This is a genomic window from Acidovorax sp. LjRoot204, from assembly GCF_056175785.1.
Map to the genome: position 1 here is coordinate 20,012 of NZ_JBGFFF010000017.1, position 26,459 is coordinate 46,470.

Consider the following 26,459-nt stretch of genomic DNA (forward strand, 5'->3'; position numbering starts at 1 on the left):
CAATAGCGCCGCGCTGTAACACAAGATTAGCCAAGCGCTATCAAATAGGCTGCTATGAAAACAGTAGAAGAAGTTCGCCGTGAAAGGCTGGCGGAACTAAAGGCCGAGTTCGGCAGCTTTGCCGCCATCAACGCAAAGATTGATCGACTCCCGACTGATTCCACCCTGAGTCAAATATCGAATGCATCCGTAGGAAGCAAGACCGGGAAGCCCAAAACCATGGGCTCGGACCAAGCCAGACTTCTCGAAGAAAAATTGCAAAAGCCGCGTGGCTGGATGGACACGGACCCGGACCTGTTGAAAGGAACTTCTTTTTCACCACCGAACATCGCACTGGCGCTAGCCGTTGTTCTGGATTCAATGGTCAAGTCAACCGCGAAGGAAGAACTCAAGCAGCTGCTGGCAATGCTGCTCGATACAAATGCTGCCGCCTATCGAACAAGACTGGCTGAGCTGCTTGCACAGTCGGGAATGAGCCCAATTCCCGGACCTGAATCGAAGGACTTCCTTCCACCAGTCCCCCCGCCAATCTTCGATAAAACCAAACAGCCCTCATGAGCCAGATGAATTTGCTGCCCGTCGTTCTCGTGGACGAGCAGCCGCCAGAACCTGGCGCCAGCAAGGATTTGTTGTGGATCGGTCTGGATGAGCAGGACAGGCGCTACGCATTGAAAACGGTCGAGCCTGGACACAAATACCTTCCTTTGACGGAATGGCTGTGCTACCACCTGTGCGGCTTGGCAGGAATCCTCACCCCTGACTTCGCAATCGTCCAACGCCTGGATGGCAGTGAGGCATTTGGATCGCGCTGGGAGGAAACCGCAAAGCAGTTCTCCCCGGGGAAGGTGTCGGACGCCGAGTTCATCGGGTGGTTGAATCGTTCCCGCGCCGACATATCAGCCATGTTCGCCCTTGACGCGTTCATGCCCAACGATGACCGCCATCTTGGCAACATTCTATTCACTCAGGCTGGCGGGAGGATGCGTGCACTGGCTTTCGACTGGTCCCGAACGAGGCTCTTTGCGCCATGGCCATGGTCTGCGGATTGCAATAGCGCCAAGGTGTGGCAGTGGTTGACGGGCCCCACCCCGCCACTGGTGAATCCCAAGGAAACCCAGGACCGAATGGACCGCATACAAGCCATTACGGGACAACAGGTTGAAGCAATTTTGGAAGCAGCTCCAGAGCTTTGGCGCGATAATTTCGACTGTGCCGCCGCCGGCCGGTGGTGGCAATCTGAGTCTTCCAAAAGGGCAGAGCAGGCCATCAAGCTACTCACACCATGACCCCGAACATAGCGCACTACGGAGTGCTTTCTCACTACCCACAGCCGAACAGAACAGAGCATGCCAACATCGGCATCGTGGTTTTTCTGGCTGATGGATCGGTGCGCGTTCACTTCGGACAGGACTTGAAAAAGCTGCGGGCCATGGACCCTCAGGTTGATCTCGATGCCGTGCGCTCATGGGAGAGCGGCTTACCAAAGATGTTGGCCGGCCAGAGTCAGGAGCAGGCAACCGCATATTTGCGCAACTTTGGTCAGTGGAGGCTGTCGCCAAACCTTGGCAAGTTCTCCTACACGGACGAAGACAAGTATTTGCAGCGCGTCGCCAATGCTCTGCACAGTCTGGTATCCGCTCCGAAGAGCGACCGTCGCGAGYGCGCCGAAGTGTCGCGCCTGCACATGGATCTCAAAACCGCTTTCAATGCCAAGGGCTGGCTTGGCCGGGACATTGACAACCACGAAATTGTGGAGCGATACCCAATCGGGCCGATGACCACTGCGGAATTTGCCCTGCAGAATGGTCGCCTTCATGTCATTGAGTCTCTTGATCTGCGCACCACAAACCCATCGGCGAAACGTCACGACGCGCGCTCCAAGGCTCTAACCCTGGACATGGCGCGTAAGGCTGCAAAGAACACGGCGCGCTATGCCATTCTGGCGGGCATTGACAGCCCGATGATGAGCGAAGCAAAAGCCTTGATGGAAGACTACAGCGAGCACGTTTACACCTGGGAAAGTGCGGCAGACATGAACGAGTTGATGGGGCTGCTTGGGAAGGCAACTGGCAAGCCTGGCATGCCTCTTCCGCTTCCACACTGACGCAATCACCCCGTCATCACAAGCCACCTTCGGGTGGCTTTTTTCATAACCTCGTTGGCTGATGGGGTGTTCCATTTGCTGCAAATTATAACTGTATATTCATACAGTATTTATGCAGCCGACCACCATCTCCTTCCCCATCAAGGCCACGATCCTGATGCTCTACTGCAAGGGCGGTCGGCGGCCGTTCGCCAGCAAGATGCATGAGTGCACCGGGGAACTGACCGTGGTGCGCCTTGAGGGCCGGTTCGGAACCGTGCCAGCTCTGCACCTGGCCAGCTACGAACCCCAACGCCTGTTCGAGCCGCGCATCGTGGACATGGTGTCTGGCGCCCTGGAAATCCACGGCCTGGAGAAGACGCCCGAGGGTGACTGGGTGGCCCAGGCTTGGCGGCTGCGGTTCGGGGACTGATCAGCGCCCCGCATGCCCGCTTTCTGAGGTGGGCTTTTTTCGCCTGCGCGGCCCTGCAAAAGAAAGGCCCTCTCGGGCTACGATGGAAGTTCCTCAACAACCATCCAGAGAGGGCATTCAAATGAGCTCATGGTACAGACTCGACCTCGGCAACGGGGCTGACGCTTTCGCGCCCACGCGCAAAATTCAGGATGCCTTCATGGCGCTGCTGATCGCTCACGGCGCGCCGCGCCCTGAGTGGGCCTTGTTCTCACGCTACGACAGGCGCGCAGACAACGTGGAGATGTACTTCACACCAGCAGCAAGTGCTCTTGCCACCCAATTTGGTGCCACAGCCTGCGACAGGCCTACGCACAATGAGTTCAGCCTTGGTCTACTGTGCGGCGAAGCAGGCGGATTGCTTTTCCACTTCCCCGACCACCCGCGCACTCCAGGCTAGAGCAAAGTTGGACACAAGAGTGCCTGCAGGGAACCCCTCAGTGCGGCCGTCCAAATACAAGMGCCACACATGCCCCTCGGGGCTGCGCAGCTCATAGAGCAATTCGTCGCTTTCCATAACAACCCTCCAAACCGCCCCTGAGGCGGTTTTTTGTTGCCCGCCCGGATTGGGCGTAACAGCAGTGTAGCGAAAATACTTAGCGCTGCGCGATTGACAAACGCTTAGCGCATAGCTAATAATTCACCCATCGCAGCAAAACGCAGCGACAGGGTGAGCGGATCGGCGGTCACCACGGAGTTCTTGGAAGCGGAGCACACCGACTTGAACAAGCAAACAACGCAGGTGCCGGGTGAACCGGTGTGTAGTGGGCGTGAGTCCGGGGATCGCTGGCATGGGTCAGGACGATGGAGCTAACTCAGTGGACCACCTTGGCCTCAACAGCCTCGAACCCTCCATGTGCTTTCAAAAGAAGTGCGTGGCACACATAGACGCTTTCAACGTTGCGCGCTGGGTGCCGTATCCAGCGAGATCAAAAAGATCGGGCGCCGCTCTGGGCGCGCCAAGTACAGATGAGGTTGGCCCCACCAAGAGCAGGAAGGGGCCAAAACCTGAGCCGCGTGACAGGCGGTTGAGGTTTTCAAGGAGCGCGAGCATGGGGATAGGAACCAAAGAGCACAGCGAGCTGATGGCGATGTTTGAACGAGAGTTCAAGCACCGCCGACTGGATCGTGAAGCAAAAGAGCTATGGCCACAGGGCGTTGTCTATCAAGACGGCCACGTAAATGAACTGTTCCTGGCCTACCGCAGAGGCTGTGCCTACGGCAGGACTGCGGAGCGCATGGGCGCTTGATCTGTCAAGGAATACTTGTCAGTTGTCAACGATCGGTTGACAGCTGCTGCCACCGTCCCGGCCCAGCGCCGGGGCCATCACATCAGGGCAGCAAGGTTTCGTTGGTATGACCAGCAGCCCACGTCAATCTGCAGATAAGGCGTGACGCTGACAGTACGCGGGTTCGATTCCCGCATGTCCTGATGTGATGGTGAATGCCCAGTGGTGATGGGCTGGGGAAATCGAGAGCCAGAGCTGCCGGCGATTTAGCCGCAAGAGTTCAAGCCGGGATCACCTCCGGCCACCATCAACCCTCACGGGCAAAAGCCACTTCGCAAAACTTTGGACGGTGCTGCGAATCCCCCCGGCAAGTAGCCCACCCTCTCCCTCCCCTCCTGCCTTGCGCAGGGGTTCGCCCACCTCGCGTGGGCTTTTTTATTCGGAGTTCCCATGGCCCGCAAGTATTCCTGCACCGAGGAACGATTCCTCAAAGACGCGGCAGCTCACCAGATGGAGGTGCTGCGCGATGACGGCGTGAACCGCCATTTGCGATTCAAGAATCCCGAATCGAACGCCTACTGGTTCGACATCATCACTTGGCCCGGCACGCTGTGCGTTGACGGCGACATGGGCACCTTCGTGTTCCGGCGCCTGCATGACATGTTCGTGTTCTTCCGCACGGATCAGGAGCACTACGACCGGACGGGCCGCGCCGACCAGTTGGCGATCAACGCCAGCTACTGGGACGAAAAGCTGCGCGCGCCAGCGCCACGCGATGCCCAGGAATACTGCGCCGACAGCTTCCGCCAGCACGTCCAAGAGGCGTTCGATAGCTGGAAGGAGAGCAATCAGCCCGACGACGACGAATGGACCACCGATGCCGACCGGCGCCAATTTGAAGAGCAGCGGGATGCGCTCTGGGCCGCGCTGAAAGATGAGGTGCTCGCGCTTGCCGATGACGGCTCGATTCGCGCCTACGACGCGGCCCGCGACTTCCGTTGCGATGAGGTGCCGGGGTTCAACCTGGAGGACTGCTGGGAGTGGGACTGCCGCGTCTTCAAGTTTGATTTCCTGTGGAACTGCTACGCCATCGCGTGGGGCATCAAGGCCTACGACAAGGCGAAGCAGGCGGCGCAAGCAGCCCCGGAACTGCAGCAGGGCTGAACCATGGCCCGCAAGTTCCGCTGGACGCGCGCCCTCTACCGCCGCGCGCACCGCGAGGCCCGCGTCTATGACGGCTACGGGTTCATGTACCACGGCGAGCCCGCCCTTGTCCGGCGCTGGCGCGTGCTATGGGACCAGCACCCGCAGCACGAAGACCCGTTGACGCGGCCCCACTGGCAGCGATACCAACCAGACGACGGAATCCCCTTCTGATTCACCCAGCCCGCACCACGCGGGCTTTCTTTTTCCCGCCCAGGAGGCGCAATGCAAAACGTCAACACCACGGCGCAGCCGCTGCTGCGCATCCCTGGCGCACCGCCGCCAATCTCCCCGCAAGAGCTGCAGCGGCTGCGCAATCAGGCCTGGGCAGAGGTGGCCGCCATCGAGGCCAGCGATCCCCGCTACCACCGCGCCCTGGTGGATCAGGTCCAGCACAACGCGTACATGGGGGTGCGGTCGTGAGCAATACCGATTCCATTTTCAGCCCAAAACTGATCACCTTCACCGGGGCTGATGACAGCACCGATGTCGAACAGATGATGAGCCTGTCACTGGACTACCCAGTTGAGTTCGGCATTCTCTTCTCGCCGCAGCGCACTGGGCACGGCCGATATCCATCGGAGCGATGGGTATCTAAGTTGATTGAGGTCGTTGGAGACAGCGGCCTGATCACTTTGTCCGCGCACATCTGTGGCGCCCACAGCCGGGAGCTACTGGGCGCGAACAGCTTGGCGGCACTGGAGCCGATCTTGCGAAGTGGCGCTTTCAACCGCATCCAGATCAACACCGCCGATCCATCTGCTTTCGACAAACGCGAGACGCTTTTCCTGTGGGGCCTCCGACGAGGCCTCGCAACGATTTTGCAATCACGCGACCCGCAGCGGTTTCCTCCCGGATCAACAGTGAGTTGGCTTTTTGACCAATCGGGTGGCCGTGGCACTTCACCAGAAGGATGGCCAACGGCGCCCGAAGAGTCATATGTCGGCTTTGCTGGTGGACTCAAACCAGAGAACGTAGCCGAAGCTGTTCGCCATATCGGGGCGCGACAGAAGCACTACTGGATCGACATGGAAAGTGGCGTCCGTGACGAGAACGACCACTTTTCCATAGCGAAGTGCCGACGTGTTTGCGAAGCGGTTTTCGGCCACACAGAGAGCGGTGCAGCGTGATCGACCCCATGACCGCCCCGCACTTCACCAGCGCCCGCCGCGATGCCCTGGCTGCATCCATGGCAGCCCAGGCCGACACCAAGCGCCGCAACGACGAAGCCGCCCGCGCGGCCGCACTCAGGGATGAGGCTGCCGCCATTGGCGCGGAGCTGGACCCGGAATCTTTGGAGCAAGGAGATTGAAATGCCACCCTTTGAAAACCTCAAGGCTTTTGCCTGGATCGCCGCTGCAGTCCTGTTGACCTCGTTCCTGCTCGGCGGGAGCCACCTGCTGGACGGGCCCACTGAATGGGAGTCCAAGGCCGACGATGCCGCCAATCTGCGCGATGCGTTGGCCCAGGCACAGCAGGAGCGGCCCGACCTTTGGACGCCCGAGCGCCGCGCCCGCGCAGATGCGGCAGCCGGGATGGTGGCGCGGGGCGTACAGCCATGAAAGAGCGCCCCATCCTTTTCAGCGGGCCCATGGTCCGCGCGCTGCTGGATGGCAGCAAGACGCAGACGCGGCGGGTGTGTAAGCCGCAACCGATTGCAGACGCAAGGTTTGTCGGCGGGCACCACCTACCCGCGACCAAGCGCAGCCCAGGTCAAGAGATTTCTGTCGAAGCGCCGTATGTGCACATTGCCTGCCCCTACGGCCAGCCCGGCGACCGGCTTTGGGTGCGCGAGAGCTGGCAGTTCTACGACTGGACCGAGGATGGGCAGCCGTGCGTTCGCTTCGCTGCTGATAACGCCTCAAAGTGGCCGCTGCGCATTCCTGAAGAGCAGGCAGACCGTCTGACCGAAATCTGGGCTGGTTTGTCCGACCCAGAGAACTACAGCATCGACAACCACGCGCGGGATCGTCGTTGGCGCCCCAGCATCCACATGCCCCGCTGGGTCAGCCGCATCACCCTGGAAATCACCAGCGTGCGCGTGGAGCGCCTGCAGGACATCAGCGAGGCTGATGCGGCAGCCGAGGGGCTGACTTTCAGTGCAAAAGCTCGCCGCTCAGAGGACTGCATGGGCATCTACGAGCTGCGCATGCCTGACGGCAAGTCGCACTTCAACGACAACGCCTGCGATTTGTTTCGAACGCTCTGGGAGCAGATCAACGGCCCCGACAGCTGGGCCGCCAACCCCTGGGTATGGGCCATCGAGTTCCGGAGGCTGCCATGAAAGCCGCCCTCGCCTTCGCCGCCTGGCTCCTTTCCACCTCTGCTGCCCTGGCCCTCTACATGGCCTGGGTGCATCAACCCTTCATCTGAGGTGATGCCATGGACTGCCCCACCGGGAAGTCGGCCATCACCAGCTACGAGCTGGCCGAGAAAGCGCGCAAGCGCTCCAACAAGAAACACGGCAAGCCCATGAGTACGTACCGCTGCGAGTTCTGCGGAGCGCTCCACCTGGGCGAGCCCAACCGGCCTAAGAGGCCGATCAAGACCATCCGAAACAACCACCAATTGAGGTTCACATGAGTAATGCCCTTACCACCCTGACACGCACCCTGGCAACCAAGCTCGACATGGGCGACGGCGCCGACCTGATCGGAACCCTCAAGGCCACAGCCTTCAAGGGTCAGGTCAGCGACGCGCAAATGACGGCTCTGCTGGTAGTTGCCAACCAGTACGCCCTGAACCCGTGGACGAAAGAAATCTACGCCTTCCCCGACAAGAACAACGGCATCGTGCCCGTTGTAGGTGTGGACGGCTGGAGCCGGATCATCAACTCACACCCGCAGTTCGACGGCATCGAGTTTGAGCAAAGCCCCGAAAGCTGCACCTGCATCATCTACCGCAAGGACCGCAACCGGCCTATCAAGGTGACGGAGTACCGCGAAGAGTGCGCCCGTGGCACCGGCCCATGGCAGTCGCACCCAAAGCGCATGCTGCGCCACAAGGCCATGATCCAGTGCGCTCGCCTGGCATTCGGCTACGGCGGGATCTATGACCAGGACGAGGCCGAGCGCATCGTGGAGGCTACGCCCGCCTCGAAGGCAATGGGCATGGTCGAGGTTGTGGAGCCCACTGCGCCGCCGACCTGGCCTGATGACTCGTTCAATGCCCGCCTGCCCAAGTGGCAGGCCGCAGTCAACAGCGGCTCCGATGTCGAAGAGATCGTGAAGTTCGCCCGCAGCAAGGGCGCGCTGACCGCCGAGCAGGAAGCCGCCATTCGTGCGCTCAAGCCGCAGGAGCAACAGCAGGGGCCGACTTTCGACCAGGTTGCGCACCAGCTGCGCGGCGCGGTTGACGCTGACGCACTCAACGTGGCCGCCGACCTGATCGGCTCCATCACCGACCCAGCCCAACAGGCCGAGTTGAACGCCATCTACGAAACCCGCATGGACGAAATGTCCGCTTGAGGAACAACATGACCATGATCGTTCACGACGTGCAGCAAGGCACGAACCAATGGCACTCGCTGCGCGCCGACCACTTCACGGCCAGCGAAGCCCCCGCGATGATGGGCGTTTCGCCCTACCTGTCCCGCGACGAACTGCTCAAGCAGAAGGCGCTGCGGCTGGTGGATGCCGAGATCGACAGCCACAAGGCGGCGCTGTTTCAGGCGGGGCACGACGCCGAGGCGGGCTACCGCCCAATCGCTGAAGCCCAGATTGACGACGACCTCTACAACATCACCGGCACCCGTGATGTGGATGGCCTTCCGCTGCTGGCGAGCTTTGACGGCCTGACCATGGACCGCACCATCGGGTTCGAGCACAAGCTGTGGTCCGGCAAAGTGGCGGCCCAGCTTGCGGATACCGGAGAACCCGCGCCGCACCACTACTGGCAGTTGGAGCAGCAGCTGCTGGTGTCTGGTGCCAAGCGCATCATGTTCGCCACCAGCGACGGCACCGCAGGGCGCAGCGCCTGGGTCTGGTACGAATCTAAACCAGAGCGCCGGGCCCAACTGATCGCAGGCTGGAAGCAGTTTGCCGCCGATTTGGCAGTCTGGGCGCCAGCCGAGGCGAAGCCCRCGCCCGTGGTTGGCAAGACCCCCGACAACCTGCCCGCCCTGCTGATCCAGGTGACCGGCGCGGTCACGGCCAGCAACCTGCCCGAGTACAAGGCCCATGCGCTGGAGGTGTTCCGGGGCATCAACCGCACGCTGTCTACCGACCAGGACTTTGCGACAGCAGAGAGCACGGTGAAGTGGTGTGCCGATGTGGAAAGCCGCTTGGCTGCTGCGAAGGAGCATGCCCTGAGCCAGACGGCCACCATCGACGAGCTGTTCCGCACCATCGACGACATCAGCGCAGAAGCCCGCCGCACGCGCCTGGAGTTGGACAAGCTGGTGAAAGCCCGTAAGGAAGAGATTCGGGGCGAGATCGTGGCCGGTGGCATCGCAGCCCTGCGCAAGCACATCGACGAGCTCAACGCGGCCATGCCAGTGAACTACATGCCCCAGGTGCCCGCCGACTTCGCCGGGGCCATCAAGGGCAAGCGCACCGTGGACAGCCTGCGCAGCGCCGTGAACGACGAACTGGCCCGCGCCAAGATCGCCGCCAGCGAGATCGCCAACCGCATCCACGCCAACGTCAAGACACTGCAGGCCAGCGGGCTGGTGGTGCACGATGCCGCCGCCCTGGTGCTCAAGGCTCCAGACGACCTGGCCGCGATCATCGCCAACCGGGTGACGGCAGAGCGCGAACGGCAGGAAGTGGAGCGCGAGCGCATCCGCAAGGAAGAAGCCGACCGCGCCGACCGTGAGGCGCGCGAGAAGCTGGCCGCCGATGAACGCGCCGCGCAAGCTGCCATCACCCAAGCGGCGCAGGCCGAGACGCTGCACCCGGCAGTGGCTGCCGACCTGGGCACCTTGGTGCGCGAGCAGCACGCCGAGGCTGTGGCCGGGCTGGACGCACAGCAGGTGATCGGGACGGCGCAGCGCATGGCTGCCGCTCCGGCTGCCGCGCCTGCAGTACCTGCAGCACCTGCAGAGCGCACCGGCCCGCCCACCCTGCGCATCGGAACCATCAAAGAGCGCCTGGGCCACATGACCGTGACGGCCGAAGACCTGCGCGCCCTGGGCTTCGAGCCCGCCGGCCGCGAGCGCGCCGCACCGCTGTACCACGAAGACGACTTCCCAGAAATCTGTGAAGCCATCGCCGCTCAGGCCCTGGCCGCCAAGGCTGAGTTCCTGAAATCCCGGACTGCAGTCGCAGCCTGATCCCGCCCAACCCCGCAACCAAGGCCCGCCACGCGCGGGCCGCTTTCATTCTGGAGATCCCCGTGAACATCAAACGCATTGAACCCGCCGCTTTCTCCGACGAGCCCTACACGCCCATTCCCATGGCGCCTGTCACCAGCAACCAGGTGGCCTGCATCGGCTACGACCCAAGCACCAAGACGCTGGCCTGCCAGTTCACGCGCGGCCCGGGCCACATTTACCACTACCCCAATGTGGAGCCCGAGGTGCACGCCAAGTTCGTGGCCGCAGAGTCCATCGGCTCCTTCTTCGGCCAGCACATCAAGCCGCTGCCGTTCAAGAAGTTCCCGGCGCCGAAGGCAAAGGGTGAAGAGGCCAAGTCTGCAGCCTGACCCACCCAGCAACCCAACCCCCAAGCGACCCGCCGAGGTGGCTTTTTTTGAGCCCTTTTATGAACATCACTGTGACCGGCGACTGCCGAGAGACGATGCGCGCCTGGGCTGCTGACGGCGTACGTGCGCAAATGTGTGTTACCAGCCCGCCCTACTTTGGCCTGCGCGACTACGGGCACCCTGGCCAGCTTGGCCTGGAGCAGACACCCGAGGAATACATCGCGGCCATGGTCGAGGTGTTCCGCTGCGTGCGCGACGTGCTGTCCGACGATGGCACGCTATGGTTGAACATCGGGGACAGCTATGCGGGGCAGCGCGGCACCCAACCCGGTCGAGTTTCTGGAAGCGGAGCCGTCACCCAGGGCCAAGGGATCGGCGCTGGTGTACCCGGCGGCTGCAAGCCAAAAGACCTGATCGGGATACCCTGGCTGCTGGCATTTGCACTGCGCGCCGACGGCTGGTATCTACGCCAGGACATCATCTGGTCGAAACCGAACCCCATGCCCGAGAGCGTCACCGACCGTTGCACCAAAGCGCATGAGTATGTGTTTCTGCTGTCGAAGTCGGAGCGCTACTTCTACGACCAAGAAGCGGTGATGGAACAGGTTGCAGCGAGCACGGTTGCGCGTTTGTCCCAGGATCTCGAGCAACAAGCCGGAAGCGATAGGGTTCCGGGAAAGACCAACGGCACCATGAAAGCGGTTGCTCGCCGCTCTGGGAACTTGGCACGCAAACCACGTCCAGGGCTGCCGGGTGACAGCCGCCACCAGGCTGGCTCAGTGCCTTGGGAGGGGACGATGCGAAACCGCCGCAGTGTCTGGACAGTGGCCACGCGCCCCTACAAAGGCGCCCACTTCGCAACGTTTCCTCCCGCGCTGATTGAACCCTGCATTCTTGCGGGATCTCGAGTTGGCGACATTGTGCTGGACCCGTTCATGGGAAGCGGCACCACTGCCGCCGTAGCGCTGCAGCATGGCCGCCAGTACCTGGGGTGTGAATTGAACCCCGCATACCAACCACTGCAGGATGCTCGAATAGCCACTGCCGTGGGACCACTCTTCGCCTAACCCCCCAAGCCCGCCCAGTGCGGGCTTTTTCATGGAGTCCCCATGTTCAAGTCCCTGATCATTTACCGCATCGCCCAAGGCTGGGCACCAGACCTGCAGGCTGCCGAGGAAGCCCTGGCCAAGGCTCCATTCATGGAGTGCGGTGCCACCCAGGAGAAGTCCTGCGGCTGGGTGCCACCCCGCGGCGAGGCCCACGGTGCCCTGGTCGAGAGCATCGGCGGCCAGTGGATCGCCCGTCTGATGACCGAGTACAAGACCCTGCCCGGCAGCGTGCTGGCCCGCAAGGTCAAGGAAAAGGCCGACCGCATTGAGCAGGAGACGGGCCGCAAGCCCGGAAAAAAGGAATCCCGCGAGCTCAAGGACGAGGCCAAGCTGGATCTCCTGCCCATGGCCTTCACCAAGCAGGCCAGCATGTGGGTGTGGATCGACCCCACATCGCGCCTTCTGGTACTGGGCACGGCCAGCCAGGGCCGCGCAGATGAAGTGGTGACGCTGCTGGTCGAGGCGCTGCCCGGCCTGTCCGTGTCGCTGCTCAGCACCCAGACCAGCCCGCAGGCTGCCATGGCGCACTGGCTCAAGGAACAGGAGCCGCCCGTCGGCTTCACAGTGGACCGCGAGTGCGAGCTCAAGAGCGCCAACGAAGAAAAAGCCGTGGTGCGCTACGGCCGCCACCCGCTGGACATTGCCGAGGTTCAGGGCCACATCGACGCGGGCAAGCTGCCTACCAAGCTGGCGATGACCTGGGATGACCGGGTTTCTTTCCTGCTGACCGAGGGGCTGCAGGTGCGCAAGCTGGCCTTCCTGGACACCGTTTTCGAGGGCACCAAGGCAGACGACGGCGGTTTCGACACCGATGTGGCGATTGCCACTGGCGAGCTGGTCAAGCTGATCCCGGACCTGATCGAGGCGCTGGGCGGGGAGGCAGAGAGCGCCGTGGGCATTGCTGCGCTGGAAGCAAAGTCTGCCGCCTTGATAGAGGCCCTGCCAAAAGATCCGTATTTCGAAGACGGCGGCCAAGATCCCTTGTACGAGCAGGCCGCCGAGCTGGTGCGCAAAGACCGCAAGGCGAGCATTTCCTACGTGCAGCGCAAGCTGCTCATTGGCTACAACCGCGCCGCGCGGCTGCTGGAGTCCATGGAAAAGGCGGGGGTGGTCAGCGCGATGAGAGCCGATGGCACGCGCGAGGTACTGGCATGACCCAACAAACCCCGCAACGCTGGCCATTCGCCATCCAGCCGCTACCAAAACCCGAGCACCGCACCTGCCTGGGCTGCGGCGCCCGCCACCCCATCAACCCAGACGGCACGCCCGTGGGCGGTGCCCTCCCCTGCGGACATTGACCATGAACCGACAGCTGCGACGCCTTGCCGCGAAGGGCAAGCAACCCGAGTGGATGAAGTTCGTCACAGACTTGCCGGAGTCTCCGGTGAACGTGGCCATCCGCAACGCAACGAAGCTCACCACCCCAGAAATTGAGCACTACATCGTGCCCAGCCGCCGGGCGGTGGAGGCATTTCGCGTTGGAAAGGGCAACTTCAAAGACTGGCTACGCCTGTGCACCCTGGTGAACGTGGGCATGGCCATCGAGGACGGCGGCGTGGTGAAGGGCTTTCGCAGCGACCTCAAGGCAGCGCTCAATGCGCTGGAGGAAATCAGCACACGCCAGGACAGCCCAACAGGCTGGAAACCCGGCGCGCTGCGCGCCTCAGAGCTGGAGGCCATACGCATGCTGGTGGTTGCCCATGATTTCCAACTGCGCCAAATTTCCTACGGTGAGCACCAGGAGGCATACCGCCTGGCCACGGCACGCGTGAAGAGCGACGGCGGCGACATCATCAACCTCAAGAACATCCAGACCATCGAGCAGCTGGCTTAGGCACTAACCCACACCACAAAGAGCCCGCACCACGCGGGCTCTTTCGTTTCTGGCCCGCCCTGGGCCCAACCGGAAGAACCATGCTCACACCTCAATTCATCCTGGCCCTGTCCGCCAAACTGGTGATCGACCTCTTTGCCGGTGGCGGCGGCGCCAGCACCGGCATCGAGCAGGCCATTGGCCGGCACGTCGATGTGGCGATCAACCACGATGCCGACGCCATCGGCATGCACGAGATCAACCACCCGCAGACCCGGCACTACCGGGAGGACATTCGCCGGGTAGATCCTCTGGCAGTCACGCGCGGCGAGGCCGTGGGCCTGCTGCATGCATCCCCAGATTGCACCCACCACAGCCAAGCGCTGGGCGGCCAGCCGCGCAGCCAGGAGATCCGCTCCCTGGCCTGGATGGTGCACCGCTGGGCGGGCAAGACCCGGCCCGATGTCATCACGCTGGAGAACGTGGAGCAGATGCTGCAGTGGTCCCCGCTGGTGGCAAAGCGCGATCCGGCCACCGGCCGCGTCATCACACTGGACAAGGTGATGGGCGCCAACGGCAAGCCCACCTACCGCGTGGCCAACCCGGGTGAGGTGGTGCCCCGGGGCAATCAGTTCCTGGTGCCCGACCCCACGCGCAAGGGCCACAACTGGGACCACTTCGTAGAAGGCCTGCGGGCCATGGGCTACAAGGTGGAGTGGCGGGTGATCTGCAATGCCAAGGTGGGCTGCCGCAGCACGCGCACCCGGCTCTACATGATCGCCCGCTGCGATGGCCTGCCCATCGTCTGGCCCGAGCTGACCCACGCCAAGAACCCCACGGGCAAGCTCAAGCCGTACAAGCAGGCCGCCGAATGCATCGACTGGAGCATCCCGGGCACCAGCATCTTCGGCCGCAAAAAGGAACTGGCCGAGGCCACCATGCGGCGCATCGCCTACGGCATGAAGCGGTTCGTGCTGGAGAGCAAAGATCCGTTCATCGTGGACGGCGCGGCGCGCACGCTGGTGCAGACTGGCTACGGTGAGGCAGAGGGCCAAGCCCCGCGCGCCATGGACATCCAATCCGCCATCGGCACCATGGTGGCGGGCGGCATCAAGCACGCGGTTGCGTCTGCCTACCTTGTGCAGGCAGGCCACGGCGAGGGATCGGGCGACAGCAAGCGCCGCAGCTACGGGGTGAACGATGTGACAGGCCCGGTGGGCACGGTCACTGCCAGCGGTGGCGGCCAGAGCTTGGCGACGGCGTTCATGGTGCAGGCCAACGGCGGCCACAACACCGTGCACGCCCGCGACCTGCGCGACGGTGTATCAACCATCACCACCAGCGGCAGTCAGCAGCAGCTGGCGGTGGCCCACCTCACCACGCTGCGCAAGCACAGCATCGGCCGCGATGCGCGCGACCCGGTGCCAGTGGTATCCGCCGGCGGCGAGCATCACGCCCTGGTGCAGTACGAGCTGGGCAAGGAAGACGAGGCGGGAGCCCTGCGCTGCGCTGCCTTCCTCATGCGATACCACGCCAGCGGCGGCCAGTGGGCAGACCCACGCGACCCCATGACCACCATCACCACGCACGACCGCCTGGCGCTCGTCACGGTGTGGCTCAAGGGCGAGCCCTGGGTAATCGTGGACATCACGCTGCGCATGCTGACCCCGCGCGAGCTTTACAACGCCCAGGACTTCCCGCCCGACTACGTGATCGATCGCACTTCCAGCGGCAAAAAGCTCACGAAGACCGCTCAGGTGCGGATGGCGGGCAACAGCGTGAGCCCGCTGCCCATGCGGCTGATCGTGGCGGCGAACTACTCCGAGGCGGCCAACGGCGTGATGCGCAAGGCCGCGTAGTGCTACACAAAACATAGCTGCTAGCGCTTGTTGGTCAAGCGCTGCGCCCAAATACTGAGGAATACACATGACCAACCAACAAGGGGCGCCAGAAGCGCTGACCGTCGTAGCACCTACGAAAGCGCAGATCATCGAGGGCTTGCGCGCTGTGCAATCCAGCCTAGGCTTTTGTCGCCCGCATATCCGCGACCAACCGGAGCGCACTCACTGGGACTACATTGACGCTGCTTGCGCCGCCCTGGTAGAGGCACAGCAGCCCGCCCCATCGGCTGCGGCAGCAGACCCTTGCCCAGGATGCATCCCTGGAAGTTACTGCAAGACGCCAAAGTGCGGTCGGCTGGCTGCGCTCAATGCAGCGCCCCGGGCCAGCAGCGCCCCCGTGGCTGCGCCAGCCTTCCAACAGCGCGTGCAGCCCTGGCTGCTGGAGTGCTTCGGCGCCGAGATTGCAGCAGACCGCATGGAGCGCAACCATCGCTTTCTGGAAGAGTCGCTTGAGCTGGTGCAGTCTCTGGGCTGCACGGCAAGCGAGGCACACCAGCTGGTGGACTACGTGTTTGGCCGCCCCGTTGGCGATCCACCGCAGGAAGTCGGCGGCGTGATGGTCACACTGGCTGCGCTGTGCCTGGCCAGCGGCCTGGACATGCATGACGCCGGCGAGGTGGAGCTGGTGCGCATCAACGCCCCCGAGCTGGTGGCAAAGATACGAGCCAAGCAGGCCGCAAAGCCGAAGCACTCACCACTGCCGCAATCACCCACGCCCCAGGCAGACAGCCAGCCAGCGCCAGTGCGCAATTTACAGTGGACGCAAGACACGCCGCCAACTCACGGCATTTGTAGCTATGACCATTGCACGGCGCAAACCCCGCTTGGGCCGTTTCGCATCGAGTGGAAAAGCTGGAAAGAGCATGACGCGCGTTGTCTGTACTTAAACGGTGAATACATTGGCTGCGCCGCGAGTACGGATGACGCAAAGCAACTTGCACAAGGACATATTGAAAGCATTGCCAAAGAGCTTGCCCCATACCGCGCAGCCCGTGCCCCGGCAGACAGCGTGACGGAACCAGCGGGTGGGGTGAACTGGGCGCAACTGCGCAGCGCGCTTGCAATGCTCATGCTTGGCTGGGGCCGCAACCCGAACCAGACGATGGATGCCTGCTACCGAGTGCTGGACTCGGCGACAGAGCCCGGAACGGCTCTGGCGATCCTGCGCACCGCCCCCGACTGGCGCGACTTCATGGCTGCTGACCGCGCAAAGGCAGACAGCGTGCTGGAGGATGCGCAGACGGCGTTGCGCAAAGTCCTCGGGATAGTGCAGCGATACCTGCTGCCAGACGGGCCAAGCGCCCATGACGCCATGTCAGAAATCACCGCAATCGTTGACCCGTGGCCGCTCGGCCCACTGGAGAAGCCATGAGCACAAAAACCATCCCAGCCCATACCATCAAAACCTGCGACTGCTGCACCGTGACGATGGACGGCCAAAACTCTCGCCAAGAGGGCAAGCTGACGCTCAACGCCCACGCCTTGGACATGCACGGCCACGCCTGCGCGGACGCAACCCGCAAATTCGATCTTTGCGACTCCTGCCTCTTCGATGTGGCAAAGGCCATTGATTCAGCCATCGCAGCCCGCAAGCAAGGAGGTGCGTGATGGGAGGCGATCAGGAAGAACTGCTGGAGCTGTTGCACACCCCCATCCGCCCACCGCGAGCGGGCACACCCGGCGAGGGCATCTACCTAAAGCTCTGGCAGGACTACATGGCCGCCGACCCGGGCCGCCTGCACACGATCCTGTGGAGCACGGGGTCCAGCGTTGGCCAGCGCGAGGCCTCTGTCTGTGCGTCGTACATGACATTCATGGGCTGCAACGGCGGCAGCGGCTTCACACACGCTGCAGAGCAGATGCTGACCATCGGCGATCAACACCGCTTCTCGAATACCGCCGAAGGCCGATTCATGATGGCCTGGGCACTCGAAAACCGGCGCTATCGCGGTATGAATGGAGGCATCCGCACCGTCGAGGCCATGCTGGCGAAGTCTGACGCATTCGTGGCCACGGCCTTCGACCGCCGCGTGGACTGGGATGCGTTCTCCGACATCACCACCACCGACTACGACACCGTGGAGTGCATGGTCGCCTGGTGGTCTGGACACGATGCCAGCGAAATGCGAGCCATTGCAAAACCCATGATCGAAGCAGAGAACAGGCGGATTCAGAGCCCGCTTTTCAAGACCAAGGAACCGTCTGCCTGACAGGCACCCCCACCCCATCAACAGCCCCGCTCATGCGGGGTTTGTCATTTCTGGAGCCACACATGGCCGAAAACACCAAGATCGAATGGACGGATCACACTTTTAATCCCTGGATTGGCTGCACCAAGGTGGGCCCCGGGTGCGATCACTGCTATGCCGAAAACCTCATGGACAAGCGCATGGGCGTGGCCGTTTGGGGCCCTGGCAATGAGCGCGTGCGCACCAAGCCAGCCAACTGGAAGATGCCGCTGCGCTGGAATGCTCAGGCCGATGCCTTCATGGCGCAGTACGGCCGCCGCCAGCGAGTTTTCTGCGCCTCGCTGGCCGATGTGTTCGACAACGCGGTGGACCCGCAGTGGCGCTCGGACCTATTCGAGTTGATCGCCGCAACGCCCAAACTCGATTGGCTGCTGCTGACAAAGCGCATCGGGAACGTGGGCAACATGCTGCCGGTGCCCTTCGACTTCGACCGGCATTTCCCCAATGTCTGGATCGGCGCCACCATCGTGAACCAGGCCGAGGCCGACCGCGACATACCCAAGCTGCTGCAGGTGCCAGCGCGCGTGCGGTTCCTGAGCATGGAGCCGCTGCTGGGGCCGGTTGATCTGACGAGCATTGATGTCTTCGGCGGTGACGCCGTGATTTTCCCGCTCAAGGGCACGACCAACTGCGTGAATGATGAGGGTGAGCCAGCCGACGATGTTCCAGCGCTGGACTGGGTGATCGTCGGCGGTGAGAGCGGCCCCGGCGCGCGCCCCATGCACCCCGAATGGGCCCGCAGCCTGCGCGACCAGTGCGAGGCCGCTGGGGTGCCGTTCTTGTTCAAGCAGTGGGGCGAGTGGATGCCGACGATCCGCGAAGGCGACACCGTGAAACTGGTGTTTGAGAAGGGCGCGCCACACGGCCCTGACCAGCCAGCATTCCACGACTGGCCTGACGGACAGGGCGCCGCGCGCGTGGGCAAGAAGGCGGCAGGCCGCCTGCTGGATGGCCGCACTTGGGACGGCTTCCCCAACCCATGACCACCCCGCCCGACTGGTCAGCTGCAGACAAGGCCTACCAGCTCCACCACACCGGCTGTGCCACATGCCGCGCCGCCGGCGGCAACCCCAACAACCTGCAGCGCTGCCCTACGGGCACGGAGCTGTGGGCCACCTATCGAGCCGCGGGCATGCCCCCGCATTTCACCTGGCTGCTGAAGCGGCCGGTAAGGACCACACCATGATTACCCAAGAAACCGCCGCCCTGATCTACCAAGCTTACCGAGAACTCGAAGCGGGCCAAACGCTGCTCGATGACATGAAGACCATCCGAGAGCGCGAACGCCTGGACAAGACAGCGCCGACCATCAGAGACGCCTTCGGCCAACCACGGCACCTCCAGCTTGGAATTCCGAGCGGCGAGAACGCCCACCGCATCCTCAATGTCTCGCCGGTGCTGGCCGAGTCAGTGATCCGAGCCCACATCGAGAACAAGCGCGCCGAACTGGCGACATTGCAGGAGCGTGCGCGCATTGAGCTGGAAGGCGGTGCAGCGTGAGCGCCGTCCTTTCGCCATGCGGCCTGTACCGCTACCGCCTGGAGCGCCAGGTGGCCATGGACGGTCCGGTGTACGCGTTCTTCGGCATCAACCCCAGCACTGCCGATGCCACAGAGGACGACGCCACCGTGCGCAAGTGGACTGGTTTCGCCAAGCGCTGGGGCGCTTCGCGCTTCATAGTGGGCAACGTGTTCGCATACCGAGCCACAGATGTGAAGACGCTGGCCGCCGTCGATGACCCACACGGCCCTGACATCGGCGACCACATCACCGACATCATCACGGAGGCCGACATTCTGGTTCCGTGCTGGGGAAACACATCGAAGGTGCCGCCCGCGCTGCAGGAGTTCTTCGATGTGCTGGCTGACGCGCTGGTGTCTTCCGGCAAGCCGGTGCGCTGCTTCGGCCTCACAAAGGCGGGTGACCCAATGCATCCGCTGATGCTGGGGTACGACACACCTCTGACATCCTTTCTTGATGGGCGCTCGGCATGACCAAACGCCCCTCCCTCTCGCCCGCCCAGCGCAACGCGCTGTGGCGCGCAACGGTGGGGCAGCCGCCCTCCAATGACCACCGCACCCTGCAGGCCCTGCACCGCAAGGGCCTGCTCCAAGGGATCAACCACCGCCCCACTGATGCGGGCGTCGCGTACTTCGCCTTACCCGCTACCGGCGAATTGCCAGGAGCCAGAACAACATGAACACCGCACAACATCCCCTCGCCTATCAAATCAACCACGCCGCCGCAAAGCTCGATGTCTCGCGCGCAACCATCTACCGGCTGGTCAAGGACAAGCATTTGACGCTGGTGAAAGTCGGCAAGCGTGCCAGCCGGATCACCGCGAAAAGCATCCACGACTACCTGGAGTCTCGGTGCGGCGACAATGCCGGCTAGGCCCTTCCAACACGGCTACCCAAGGGCACAAAATCCGGGTAGCCAGGTGGGTAGCTAGACCAAAAAATGCAACCCACACAACAGCAACCGATTGATTTACAAGAGATTTTTCAGCCAATGCAAATTGCCACCTGGAACGTGAACTCCCTGTCGGTGCGCCTGCCCCAGGTGCTGGCCTGGCTGGCCGCCAACCCGGTCGATGCCCTGTGCCTGCAGGAGCTCAAGCTCACCGACGACAAGTTTCCCCACGACGCGTTGAAAGAGGCCGGCTACGAAGCCGTCGCCTTCGGCCAAAAGACCTACAACGGCGTAGCCATCCTGAGCCGCCACCCGCTGCGCGATGTGGTGCGCAACATCCCCGCCTTTGGCGACGAGCAGGCCCGCGTCATCGCCGCCACGCTGGACACGCCGGCAGGCCCGCTGCGCCTGCTCAACGGCTACTTCGTCAACGGCCAGGAGCCGGGCTCGGAAAAGTTCGCCTACAAGATGCGCTGGCTGCAGGCGCTGCAGGACATGGTGCGCGCCGAGATGGCCGCCCACCCGCGCCTGGTGCTGGTGGGCGACTTCAACGTGGCGCCCGAAGACCGCGACTCGTACGACCCCGAGGGCCTGCGCGAGACCATCCACCACACCACCGAAGAGCGCAACCACTTCCAGGCCCTGCTGTCCCTGGGGCTGACCGATGCCTTCCGCATGTTCGAGCAGCCCGAAAAGAGCTWTTCGTGGTGGGACTACCGCATGCTGGGTTTCCAGAAAAACCGGGGCCTGCGCATCGACCACATTCTGGTGAGCGAGGCCCTCAAGCCCACGGTGACGGCCTGCTTGGTGGACCGCGCCCCGCGCAAGAACCCACAGCCCAGCGACCATGCGCCGGTGGTTGTCACGATGAGCGCCTGATGCGCCCCTGAGCCGGTCCGCACGCGACGCAAAAAAGGCTGCCAGAGGAATGCTCTGGCAGCCTTTTTCTTGGGGTCAGCCCTCAGCGCAGCAACCGACGCCCGGTCAGGTGCGGTTTACCCAAGGGTCGCCCTCGGCACCTGGGATCAGGGCCGGGGCGAGAACCCGTCGCGCAGCGCACGCACCTCGTCGTGGTTGCGCTGGGCGCCTTGGGCCTGGCGCTCCACCAGAGCGCGCACATCGGCAGGCAGCGCAGCCTTCAGCGCCTTGCGGTAGCGGGCCACCGCAGCGTCCTCGCCACGTTCGCATTCTTCGAGCACGGCCTTATCGTCCTGGGTGGACAAAGCGGTCTTCACCGACACCCAGCCCCGGTGCAACGCGCCCGCCACGGTCCCCCCCTGCGCAGGGTCGCCATTGAGGCGGCGGATCTCGTGCTCCAGCTCCACGGCGGCAGCCGCACACTCGCGCGAGTGGCGCTGGAAGATGCCCTTGAGCTGGCCCGACTCTGCGTGCTCGGCACAGGCATGGAAGCCGTATTCGCCGTCACGTGCAGACTCCAGCAGGTCGTTGAGCACATCGACCACGTCTTCGGCGTCGATCACGTCCATCGGGCGGTCGCTGGCCAGCGCAGCGCGGTTGGCGGCGCGCTCCCACGCGGCGCGGGTGGCGGGGCGCACGTCGGTCCAGGCCAGGCCGTCGCTGCCGTGGCGTGCACGCCAGTCGTCGGCCAGGCGCGGCTCGATGGCGTCAAAGTTGCCCTCGTAGCGGCCTACCGACGACCAGCCCAGTTCATAGGCCGGCCGGTATTGGTCGTACGTACGGCCGCCCACGTAGTAGGGCTCGCGGTGGTAGGTCTCGCGCCAGTAGGCGTCTTCTTCGGTGGGGTTGACGGCCTCGGCAGCCGCCTTGCCCGCCAGGCCGCCCGCCACAGCACCCGCCACGCCACCAATGGCAGCGCCGACCGGGCCGCCAAAAGCACCTGCAGCAGCCCCGGCAGCGGCGCCCCCGAGGGCGGCGCCCACGCCCGTTCCGACGGGGTGAGCACCTGGCTCATTGGTCAAGGGGTCACGGTTGGCATCGTTGAAATCCGACATAGGAACATCTCCGGTTGGTTGACAGTGACTTCATTGTTGAAGCCACCTCCGGAGTGCCGGGTCGGCCCAGGGAGGGCCTGCATGTAGGACATGGCCCGCCATGCAGTGCGATGCGCAGCGCGCATCCGGGCCGGGTTACAGCGATGCCACCAGCGATGTAGTGGCACCTTGCATTGCTACTATTTCAATAGCTGCAGAGGCATGATAAACACGCACCTGCGGCCATTTTCATACTTCATCCGGTGCGTCCAGCCCCAACTCCTGGATCTTGCGGGTGATGGTGTTGCGCCCAATGCCCAGGCGCTGCGCGGCCTCCATGCGACGGCCGTGGGTGGCCACCAGGGCCGTGCGGATCAGGCGCGACTCAAAGCGCCGCGTGAGCGCATCCCACACCTCGGGCTGGCCGCCTGCGAGCAGTTTTTGCGCTTCGGTTTCCAGTGCCTGCTCCCAGCTGTGGGCGGCAGCCACAGGGGCTACGGCGGCGTCGGCCGACCAGGACGCAACGGCCGCAGGTGCAGACGCCGACACTGGAGCGGACACCTGCGCTGCGGGGTGCAGGCCCCCCACCAATTCGGGTGCAGGCTGCGCCACTGGCGCAACAGGCGCCRGCGGGGCCACCGGCATTGATGTGACCGTGGCCGCCGCAGGCTCGGCGCCCGCCGTGGCGCGCACTGGCGGCTGGTACACCGGGGCTTCCAGCACCTCGGGCGGCAGGTCCTGCAGCGAGATCACCTGGGCMGGYGCCATCACSGTSAGCCARTGGCAGATGTTCTCSAGCTGGCGCACGTTGCCCGGGAAGGCAAACTGCTCCAGCCGCGCCAGTGCCGAATCGGCAATGCGCTTGGGCTCCACGCCCAGTTGCCGCGCGCTTTGCTGCAGAAAGTGGCGCGTGAGCATGGGCACGTCTTCATGCCGCTCACGCAGCGCGGGCAGGCGCAGGCGGATCACATTGAGGCGGTGGAACAAGTCCTCGCGGAAGCCGCCTTCCTTGACGCGCTGCTCCAGGTTCTGGTGGGTGGCGGCAATCACACGCACATGGGCCTTGACGGCCGCATGGCCGCCCACGCGGTAGAACTGGCCGTCGGACAACACGCGCAGCAAGCGCGTCTGCAAATCAAACGGCATGTCGCCAATTTCGTCGAGGAACAGCGTGCCGCCCTCGGCCTGCTCGAAGCGGCCGCGCCGCTGGGTCTGGGCGCCGGTGAAGGCGCCGCGCTCATGGCCGAAGAGTTCGCTCTCCAGCAGGTCCTTGGGAATGGCTGCGGTGTTGATGGCCACAAAGGGGCCGTCTGCCACGGGCGAATGCTTGTGCAGCGCGCGCGCCACCAGTTCCTTGCCCGAGCCCGATTCGCCGGTGATGAGCACCGTGACSTKGCTYTGCGASAGCCGSCCGATGGCGCGGAACACGTCCTGCATGGCGGGCGCCTGGCCCAGCATTTCGGGGGTCGCGGTCTGGCGCTCTTCGGTGACTTCTTCGCGCTGGCTTTCTTCCACCGCTCGGCGGATCAGCTCCACCGCCTTGGGCAGGTCRAASGGCTTGGGCAGGTATTCGAASGCRCCGCSCTGRAASGCCGAMACSGCGCTGTCGAGGTCGGARWACGCCGTCATGATGATGACGGGCAGGCCGGGCTGCAGCTCGCGCACCTTCTCCAGCAGTTGCAGGCCCGAACCTCCGGGCATGCGGATGTCGCTCACCAGAACCTGGGGGCCCTGGCGCGCGGGGTCGCCTGCGGTGACATCGGCCAGTGCGTCCAGCACTTCGCGCGGGTGCGTGAAACTGCGCGTGGGCAGGTTCTCGCGGGCCAGCGCCTTTTCCAGGACGAAGCGGATCGAGGGGTCGTCATCTACTATCCAGATCGGCTTCATATGTTTTTCTTACCTTCCCTGTGGTTGCGTGTCAGGGACCGTCATGCGCTCTCAGGGCAAGGGGATCAGGATTCGGAAGTCGGTGCGACCCGGTACGCTGTCGCATTCGATCAACCCGTGGTGACGCTGCACGAAGGTTTGCGCCAACGTCAGCCCCAGCCCTGATCCGCCGTCCCGACCCGATACCAGTGGATAAAAAATCCGCTCCTTGATGGCATCGGGTACGCCCGGTCCGTTGTCGATGACATGCAATTCCAGTGCCAGCCGGTAGCGTTGTCGGCCGAACGTGACCTGGCGGGCCACACGCGTGCGCAGCGTGATCACGGCATCCCCCTTGGCGATGCGCTCTGACAGCGCCTGGGCCGCGTTCTGCACGATGTTCAGCACCGCCTGAATAAGCTGCGCGCGGTCCCCGCGAAACTCGGGAATCGAGGTGTCGTAGTCGCGCTGCACCCTGAGGCCCTGCGGGTATTCGACCAGCACGAGCGAACGCACGCGCTCGCACACCTCGTGGATGTTCACATCGCCCACCAGGTGGGGGTGGCGATGGGGCGCGAGCAGCCGGTCCACCAGGCTTTGCAGGCGGTCGGCCTCGTGGATGATGACCTGGGTGTATTCGGTGAGCTCCCGGTTGTCGAGCTCCATCTCCAGCAGCTGTGCCGCACCCCGAATGCCGCCCAGCGGGTTCTTGATCTCGTGSGCSAGRTTGCGGATSAGYTCCTTGTTGGCCTGSGCCTGGTCRMGCAGGCGCTCYTCGCGGTCCTGGCGSRCCTGCTGCTCSAGCGGCCACAACTCCACCAGGATTTCGCCCACCTGCTCGGCATCGGCCACGTTGACATGCACAGGCACCGGGTCCTGGTGCAGGCGCTTCAGGCTGGCCTCGTAGCGCAGCGCGGCAAAGTCCTTGCCCCTGGCGCCCGCCAGGGCCGTCTGCAGCAAGGCGGGGTCGGTGAAGAAGGTAGAGAAGTCCGCCCCTTCCAGGGTGCGGCGCGAGAGGCCCAGTGTGTTTTCCAGCGCGGCATTGGCAAACTGCACCGCGCCATCGTCAGCGCGCAGCACCGCCACCAGGGTGGACATCAGGTCCAGGGAATGAAAACGCCCGGTGTCAGTGCCGGGAAGGTCGGAGGAAGAAGGGGCACTCACACGCAATCACCGCTATCAGTTGGTGGGTGCAGCAGGGGCAGGCAGGCGGGCAATCTCGCGCTTGATACCCGCAATGTCACTCTCGCTGCGGGCCACGCTGGCCTTGAGCTCGGCCGTGCGTTCGGTGTAGCGCTGGGGGTTGCGCAGATCGAGTGCGTTGCGCTCGGGGGCGCCGTTGTTGTATTCCTTGAGCAGTTCGGCATGGCGCGTTTCCGCCTTGCGCAGCTCGGACTCCAGAATCGCGCGGGCATCCGAGTCGCGGGATTTTTGTTCGTTGTTGCTGACGCGTGGAGCGTTGGCAGGCGAGGTCGCAGACGACGGGGCTGCCGCACCACCCGCTGCAGGAGCTGCGGCAGACGCTGGGCGGGTGYCCTGCACCACAGTAACGTTGCCGCCCTCCACCAGCTTGCAGCCGCGCTCCTTGGCTTGCTGGGCGTTGTTGGTGTATTCGTTGCCGCAACGGTAGATGCGGTCTTGCGCCTGGACTGCGGGGACGGTGGCGGCGATAAGGAGCAGGGTGATGAGCGTTTTATTCATTCGGTTTCCTCGCACTGACATGCAGGGGACAGGGGAGTATCTCCCAATCACCCTACATCTCCAATCCAACAAGGGCAGACCCTTGAAGGGCTGTGTATACGGATGCAACACCTGGCGTCTTGGTTCCGCCGCACGCGTTCGGCGCAGGTAGCGCCACCGCCCACCCATGAAAAAAGGCGGCTTGCGCCGCCTTTTCCTGAGCAATGGTCTGCAGGCAGACGATTACAGCGAGTAGTACATGTCGWACTCGACGGGGTGCACTGCCATGCGGAAGCGGGTCACTTCGTTCATCTTCAGATCGATGTAGGCGTCGATCATGCTGTCGGTGAACACGCCACCCTTGGTCAGGAACGCACGGTCCTTGTCCAGATGTTCCAGGGCCTGGTCCAGGCTGTGGCACACGGTGGGCACCAGCTTGTCTTCTTCTGGAGGCAGGTGGTACAGGTCCTTCGTAGCGGCTTCGCCAGGATGGATCTTGTTTTCCACGCCGTCCAGACCGGCCATCAGCAGGGCTGCGAAGCCCAGGTAGGGGTTCATCAGTGGATCGGGGAAGCGGGCTTCCACGCGACGGCCCTTGGGGTTGGCCACGTAAGGGATRCGGATCGAAGCSGARCGGTTCTTGGCCGAGTAGGCCAGCTTCACCGGKGCTTCGAAGYSRGGCACCAGGCGCTTGTAGCTGTTGGTRCCRGGGTTKGTGATGGCGTTCAGKGCACGKGCGTGCTTGATGATGCCGCCGATGTAGTRCAGCGCGAAGTCCGACAGRCCMGCATAGCCGTCGCCRGCGAACAGGTTCTTGCCGTCCTTCCAGACSGACTGGTGCACGTGC

37 protein-coding genes are annotated in these 26,459 nt (G+C 63.6%); 32 read left to right on the top strand and 5 right to left on the bottom strand.

Features of this window, described 5'->3' with window-relative positions; genetic code table 11:
• The first annotated feature begins 54 nt into the window (after positions 1-54).
• The 32 genes from AC04MI_RS05590 to xth all read left to right on the top strand — a co-directional run bounded on the left by AC04MI_RS05590 (position 55) and on the right by xth (position 20,993).
• Positions 55-558 carry a hypothetical protein gene (locus AC04MI_RS05590; RefSeq protein ID WP_476497280.1) on the top strand — a complete coding sequence of 168 codons (504 nt, stop codon included), beginning with the start codon at positions 55-57 and terminating at the stop codon, positions 556-558.
• Positions 555-1,286: a hypothetical protein gene (locus tag AC04MI_RS05595; RefSeq protein ID WP_476497281.1), complete on the top strand. Its 732-nt coding sequence runs from the start codon at positions 555-557 to the stop codon at positions 1,284-1,286. Before AC04MI_RS05590 ends, AC04MI_RS05595 begins: the two co-directional genes overlap by 4 nt.
• Positions 1,283-2,104 carry a DUF3037 domain-containing protein gene (locus AC04MI_RS05600; protein ID WP_476497283.1) on the top strand — a complete coding sequence of 274 codons (822 nt, stop codon included), beginning with the start codon at positions 1,283-1,285 and terminating at the stop codon, positions 2,102-2,104. The genes AC04MI_RS05595 and AC04MI_RS05600 overlap by 4 nt, the downstream gene beginning before the upstream one ends.
• Before the next feature lie 112 nt (positions 2,105-2,216).
• Positions 2,217-2,516 (top strand): hypothetical protein, encoded by a 300-nt coding sequence (locus AC04MI_RS05605; RefSeq protein ID WP_476497285.1) that lies wholly within the window; start codon positions 2,217-2,219, stop codon positions 2,514-2,516.
• A 121-nt stretch (positions 2,517-2,637) separates the two neighbouring features.
• Positions 2,638-2,955 carry a hypothetical protein gene (locus AC04MI_RS05610; RefSeq protein ID WP_476497287.1) on the top strand — a complete coding sequence of 106 codons (318 nt, stop codon included), beginning with the start codon at positions 2,638-2,640 and terminating at the stop codon, positions 2,953-2,955.
• A 652-nt stretch (positions 2,956-3,607) separates the two neighbouring features.
• Positions 3,608-3,805, top strand: a complete 198-nt coding sequence (locus AC04MI_RS05615) for a hypothetical protein (protein WP_476497288.1) — start codon at positions 3,608-3,610, stop codon at positions 3,803-3,805.
• Positions 3,806-4,234: 429 nt separating this feature from the next.
• Complete coding sequence (locus AC04MI_RS05620; RefSeq protein WP_476497290.1) at positions 4,235-4,948, top strand: hypothetical protein; 714 nt, start codon at positions 4,235-4,237, stop codon at positions 4,946-4,948.
• A 3-nt stretch (positions 4,949-4,951) separates the two neighbouring features.
• A complete protein-coding gene (locus AC04MI_RS05625) occupies positions 4,952-5,161 on the top strand; it encodes a hypothetical protein (protein ID WP_476497291.1) in 210 nt (69 codons plus the stop codon).
• 51 nt (positions 5,162-5,212) lie between these two features.
• Positions 5,213-5,410, top strand: a complete 198-nt coding sequence (locus tag AC04MI_RS05630) for a hypothetical protein (RefSeq protein WP_476497292.1) — start codon at positions 5,213-5,215, stop codon at positions 5,408-5,410.
• The gene (trpF, locus tag AC04MI_RS05635) at positions 5,407-6,117 is read left to right on the top strand and encodes a phosphoribosylanthranilate isomerase (RefSeq protein WP_476497294.1); all 711 of its coding nucleotides are present in this window, start codon (positions 5,407-5,409) and stop codon (positions 6,115-6,117) included. The genes AC04MI_RS05630 and trpF overlap by 4 nt, the downstream gene beginning before the upstream one ends.
• Positions 6,118-6,125: 8 nt before the next feature.
• Positions 6,126-6,299 (top strand): hypothetical protein, encoded by a 174-nt coding sequence (locus AC04MI_RS05640; RefSeq protein ID WP_476497296.1) that lies wholly within the window; start codon positions 6,126-6,128, stop codon positions 6,297-6,299.
• Between the two features lies 1 nt (position 6,300).
• Complete coding sequence (locus tag AC04MI_RS05645; RefSeq protein ID WP_476497297.1) at positions 6,301-6,549, top strand: hypothetical protein; 249 nt, start codon at positions 6,301-6,303, stop codon at positions 6,547-6,549.
• A complete protein-coding gene (locus AC04MI_RS05650) occupies positions 6,546-7,271 on the top strand; it encodes a hypothetical protein (protein ID WP_476497298.1) in 726 nt (241 codons plus the stop codon). The genes AC04MI_RS05645 and AC04MI_RS05650 overlap by 4 nt, the downstream gene beginning before the upstream one ends.
• Before the next feature lie 98 nt (positions 7,272-7,369).
• On the top strand, positions 7,370-7,570 hold the full coding sequence (locus AC04MI_RS05655; protein WP_476497299.1) for a hypothetical protein: 201 nt from the start codon (positions 7,370-7,372) through the stop codon (positions 7,568-7,570).
• Positions 7,567-8,454 carry a phage recombination protein Bet gene (gene bet, locus AC04MI_RS05660; RefSeq protein WP_476497300.1) on the top strand — a complete coding sequence of 296 codons (888 nt, stop codon included), beginning with the start codon at positions 7,567-7,569 and terminating at the stop codon, positions 8,452-8,454. Before AC04MI_RS05655 ends, bet begins: the two co-directional genes overlap by 4 nt.
• Before the next feature lie 8 nt (positions 8,455-8,462).
• Positions 8,463-10,259 carry a YqaJ viral recombinase family protein gene (locus tag AC04MI_RS05665; RefSeq protein ID WP_476497302.1) on the top strand — a complete coding sequence of 599 codons (1,797 nt, stop codon included), beginning with the start codon at positions 8,463-8,465 and terminating at the stop codon, positions 10,257-10,259.
• A gap of 62 nt (positions 10,260-10,321) precedes the next feature.
• Positions 10,322-10,630: a KTSC domain-containing protein gene (locus tag AC04MI_RS05670; protein WP_476497304.1), complete on the top strand. Its 309-nt coding sequence runs from the start codon at positions 10,322-10,324 to the stop codon at positions 10,628-10,630.
• Positions 10,631-10,689: 59 nt separating this feature from the next.
• The gene (locus AC04MI_RS05675; RefSeq protein ID WP_476497305.1) at positions 10,690-11,697 is read left to right on the top strand and encodes a DNA-methyltransferase; all 1,008 of its coding nucleotides are present in this window, start codon (positions 10,690-10,692) and stop codon (positions 11,695-11,697) included.
• 42 nt (positions 11,698-11,739) lie between these two features.
• Positions 11,740-12,894: a recombination-associated protein RdgC gene (locus AC04MI_RS05680; protein ID WP_476497306.1), complete on the top strand. Its 1,155-nt coding sequence runs from the start codon at positions 11,740-11,742 to the stop codon at positions 12,892-12,894.
• A complete protein-coding gene (locus tag AC04MI_RS05685) occupies positions 12,891-13,037 on the top strand; it encodes a hypothetical protein (protein ID WP_476497308.1) in 147 nt (48 codons plus the stop codon). Before AC04MI_RS05680 ends, AC04MI_RS05685 begins: the two co-directional genes overlap by 4 nt.
• 2 nt (positions 13,038-13,039) lie before the next feature.
• The gene (locus tag AC04MI_RS05690; protein ID WP_476497309.1) at positions 13,040-13,573 is read left to right on the top strand and encodes a hypothetical protein; all 534 of its coding nucleotides are present in this window, start codon (positions 13,040-13,042) and stop codon (positions 13,571-13,573) included.
• Positions 13,574-13,653: 80 nt separating this feature from the next.
• Positions 13,654-15,411, top strand: coding sequence for a DNA cytosine methyltransferase (locus AC04MI_RS05695; RefSeq protein WP_476497310.1), 1,758 nt, complete (start codon positions 13,654-13,656; stop codon positions 15,409-15,411).
• Between the two features lie 379 nt (positions 15,412-15,790).
• Entirely contained in the window at positions 15,791-16,825 is a 1,035-nt protein-coding gene (locus AC04MI_RS05700; RefSeq protein ID WP_476497311.1) for a hypothetical protein, read from the top strand.
• Positions 16,822-17,061: a hypothetical protein gene (locus AC04MI_RS05705; protein ID WP_476497312.1), complete on the top strand. Its 240-nt coding sequence runs from the start codon at positions 16,822-16,824 to the stop codon at positions 17,059-17,061. The genes AC04MI_RS05700 and AC04MI_RS05705 overlap by 4 nt, the downstream gene beginning before the upstream one ends.
• Entirely contained in the window at positions 17,061-17,663 is a 603-nt protein-coding gene (locus tag AC04MI_RS05710; protein ID WP_476497313.1) for a hypothetical protein, read from the top strand. Before AC04MI_RS05705 ends, AC04MI_RS05710 begins: the two co-directional genes overlap by 1 nt.
• Before the next feature lie 62 nt (positions 17,664-17,725).
• Positions 17,726-18,685: a phage Gp37/Gp68 family protein gene (locus AC04MI_RS05715; protein WP_476497314.1), complete on the top strand. Its 960-nt coding sequence runs from the start codon at positions 17,726-17,728 to the stop codon at positions 18,683-18,685.
• The gene (locus tag AC04MI_RS05720) at positions 18,682-18,888 is read left to right on the top strand and encodes a hypothetical protein (protein ID WP_476497315.1); all 207 of its coding nucleotides are present in this window, start codon (positions 18,682-18,684) and stop codon (positions 18,886-18,888) included. Before AC04MI_RS05715 ends, AC04MI_RS05720 begins: the two co-directional genes overlap by 4 nt.
• Entirely contained in the window at positions 18,885-19,202 is a 318-nt protein-coding gene (locus AC04MI_RS05725; protein ID WP_476497316.1) for a hypothetical protein, read from the top strand. Before AC04MI_RS05720 ends, AC04MI_RS05725 begins: the two co-directional genes overlap by 4 nt.
• Complete coding sequence (locus AC04MI_RS05730; protein ID WP_476497317.1) at positions 19,199-19,696, top strand: DUF1643 domain-containing protein; 498 nt, start codon at positions 19,199-19,201, stop codon at positions 19,694-19,696. The genes AC04MI_RS05725 and AC04MI_RS05730 overlap by 4 nt, the downstream gene beginning before the upstream one ends.
• Entirely contained in the window at positions 19,693-19,902 is a 210-nt protein-coding gene (locus AC04MI_RS05735) for a hypothetical protein (RefSeq protein WP_476497318.1), read from the top strand. Before AC04MI_RS05730 ends, AC04MI_RS05735 begins: the two co-directional genes overlap by 4 nt.
• Positions 19,899-20,096 (top strand): helix-turn-helix transcriptional regulator, encoded by a 198-nt coding sequence (locus AC04MI_RS05740; protein WP_476497319.1) that lies wholly within the window; start codon positions 19,899-19,901, stop codon positions 20,094-20,096. The genes AC04MI_RS05735 and AC04MI_RS05740 overlap by 4 nt, the downstream gene beginning before the upstream one ends.
• 117 nt (positions 20,097-20,213) lie before the next feature.
• On the top strand, positions 20,214-20,993 hold the full coding sequence (xth, locus tag AC04MI_RS05745; RefSeq protein WP_476497321.1) for an exodeoxyribonuclease III: 780 nt from the start codon (positions 20,214-20,216) through the stop codon (positions 20,991-20,993).
• A 146-nt stretch (positions 20,994-21,139) separates the two neighbouring features.
• On the opposite strand, the gene AC04MI_RS05750 is transcribed toward xth, so the two are convergent.
• From AC04MI_RS05750 to AC04MI_RS05770, 5 genes are all read right to left on the bottom strand, one after another.
• On the bottom strand, positions 21,140-22,087 hold the full coding sequence (locus AC04MI_RS05750) for a ferritin-like domain-containing protein (RefSeq protein ID WP_056743687.1): 948 nt from the start codon (positions 22,085-22,087) through the stop codon (positions 21,140-21,142).
• 228 nt (positions 22,088-22,315) lie between these two features.
• Complete coding sequence (gene ntrC / locus AC04MI_RS05755) at positions 22,316-23,953, bottom strand: nitrogen regulation protein NR(I) (RefSeq protein WP_476497322.1); 1,638 nt, start codon at positions 23,951-23,953, stop codon at positions 22,316-22,318.
• Positions 23,954-24,004: 51 nt separating this feature from the next.
• The gene (gene glnL / locus AC04MI_RS05760; RefSeq protein ID WP_476497326.1) at positions 24,005-25,030 is read right to left on the bottom strand and encodes a nitrogen regulation protein NR(II); all 1,026 of its coding nucleotides are present in this window, start codon (positions 25,028-25,030) and stop codon (positions 24,005-24,007) included.
• 81 nt (positions 25,031-25,111) lie between these two features.
• Positions 25,112-25,633: a hypothetical protein gene (locus AC04MI_RS05765; RefSeq protein ID WP_476497323.1), complete on the bottom strand. Its 522-nt coding sequence runs from the start codon at positions 25,631-25,633 to the stop codon at positions 25,112-25,114.
• Positions 25,634-25,855: 222 nt separating this feature from the next.
• On the bottom strand, positions 25,856-26,459 hold a 604-nt coding region (locus AC04MI_RS05770), incomplete at its 5' end, for a glutamine synthetase family protein (protein ID WP_476497325.1).

Excerpts from the sequence above, each read along its gene's own strand:
- AC04MI_RS05590 (WP_476497280.1), top strand. The coding sequence starts at position 55 with ATGAAAACAGTAGAAGAAGTTCGCCGTGAAAGGCTGGCGGAACTAAAG.
- AC04MI_RS05595 (WP_476497281.1), top strand. The coding sequence starts at position 555 with ATGAGCCAGATGAATTTGCTGCCCGTCGTTCTCGTGGACGAGCAGCCG.
- AC04MI_RS05605 (WP_476497285.1), top strand. The coding sequence starts at position 2,217 with ATGCAGCCGACCACCATCTCCTTCCCCATCAAGGCCACGATCCTGATG.
- AC04MI_RS05610 (WP_476497287.1), top strand. The coding sequence starts at position 2,638 with ATGAGCTCATGGTACAGACTCGACCTCGGCAACGGGGCTGACGCTTTC.
- AC04MI_RS05615 (WP_476497288.1), top strand. The coding sequence starts at position 3,608 with ATGGGGATAGGAACCAAAGAGCACAGCGAGCTGATGGCGATGTTTGAA.
- AC04MI_RS05620 (WP_476497290.1), top strand. The coding sequence starts at position 4,235 with ATGGCCCGCAAGTATTCCTGCACCGAGGAACGATTCCTCAAAGACGCG.
- AC04MI_RS05625 (WP_476497291.1), top strand. The coding sequence starts at position 4,952 with ATGGCCCGCAAGTTCCGCTGGACGCGCGCCCTCTACCGCCGCGCGCAC.
- AC04MI_RS05630 (WP_476497292.1), top strand. The coding sequence starts at position 5,213 with ATGCAAAACGTCAACACCACGGCGCAGCCGCTGCTGCGCATCCCTGGC.
- AC04MI_RS05640 (WP_476497296.1), top strand. The coding sequence starts at position 6,126 with ATGACCGCCCCGCACTTCACCAGCGCCCGCCGCGATGCCCTGGCTGCA.
- AC04MI_RS05645 (WP_476497297.1), top strand. The coding sequence starts at position 6,301 with ATGCCACCCTTTGAAAACCTCAAGGCTTTTGCCTGGATCGCCGCTGCA.
- AC04MI_RS05650 (WP_476497298.1), top strand. The coding sequence starts at position 6,546 with ATGAAAGAGCGCCCCATCCTTTTCAGCGGGCCCATGGTCCGCGCGCTG.
- AC04MI_RS05655 (WP_476497299.1), top strand. The coding sequence starts at position 7,370 with ATGGACTGCCCCACCGGGAAGTCGGCCATCACCAGCTACGAGCTGGCC.
- bet (WP_476497300.1), top strand. The coding sequence starts at position 7,567 with ATGAGTAATGCCCTTACCACCCTGACACGCACCCTGGCAACCAAGCTC.
- AC04MI_RS05675 (WP_476497305.1), top strand. The coding sequence starts at position 10,690 with ATGAACATCACTGTGACCGGCGACTGCCGAGAGACGATGCGCGCCTGG.
- AC04MI_RS05680 (WP_476497306.1), top strand. The coding sequence starts at position 11,740 with ATGTTCAAGTCCCTGATCATTTACCGCATCGCCCAAGGCTGGGCACCA.
- AC04MI_RS05685 (WP_476497308.1), top strand. The coding sequence starts at position 12,891 with ATGACCCAACAAACCCCGCAACGCTGGCCATTCGCCATCCAGCCGCTA.
- AC04MI_RS05690 (WP_476497309.1), top strand. The coding sequence starts at position 13,040 with ATGAACCGACAGCTGCGACGCCTTGCCGCGAAGGGCAAGCAACCCGAG.
- AC04MI_RS05695 (WP_476497310.1), top strand. The coding sequence starts at position 13,654 with ATGCTCACACCTCAATTCATCCTGGCCCTGTCCGCCAAACTGGTGATC.
- AC04MI_RS05705 (WP_476497312.1), top strand. The coding sequence starts at position 16,822 with ATGAGCACAAAAACCATCCCAGCCCATACCATCAAAACCTGCGACTGC.
- AC04MI_RS05710 (WP_476497313.1), top strand. The coding sequence starts at position 17,061 with ATGGGAGGCGATCAGGAAGAACTGCTGGAGCTGTTGCACACCCCCATC.
- AC04MI_RS05715 (WP_476497314.1), top strand. The coding sequence starts at position 17,726 with ATGGCCGAAAACACCAAGATCGAATGGACGGATCACACTTTTAATCCC.
- AC04MI_RS05720 (WP_476497315.1), top strand. The coding sequence starts at position 18,682 with ATGACCACCCCGCCCGACTGGTCAGCTGCAGACAAGGCCTACCAGCTC.
- AC04MI_RS05725 (WP_476497316.1), top strand. The coding sequence starts at position 18,885 with ATGATTACCCAAGAAACCGCCGCCCTGATCTACCAAGCTTACCGAGAA.
- AC04MI_RS05735 (WP_476497318.1), top strand. The coding sequence starts at position 19,693 with ATGACCAAACGCCCCTCCCTCTCGCCCGCCCAGCGCAACGCGCTGTGG.
- AC04MI_RS05740 (WP_476497319.1), top strand. The coding sequence starts at position 19,899 with ATGAACACCGCACAACATCCCCTCGCCTATCAAATCAACCACGCCGCC.
- AC04MI_RS05750 (WP_056743687.1), bottom strand. The coding sequence starts at position 22,087 with ATGTCGGATTTCAACGATGCCAACCGTGACCCCTTGACCAATGAGCCA.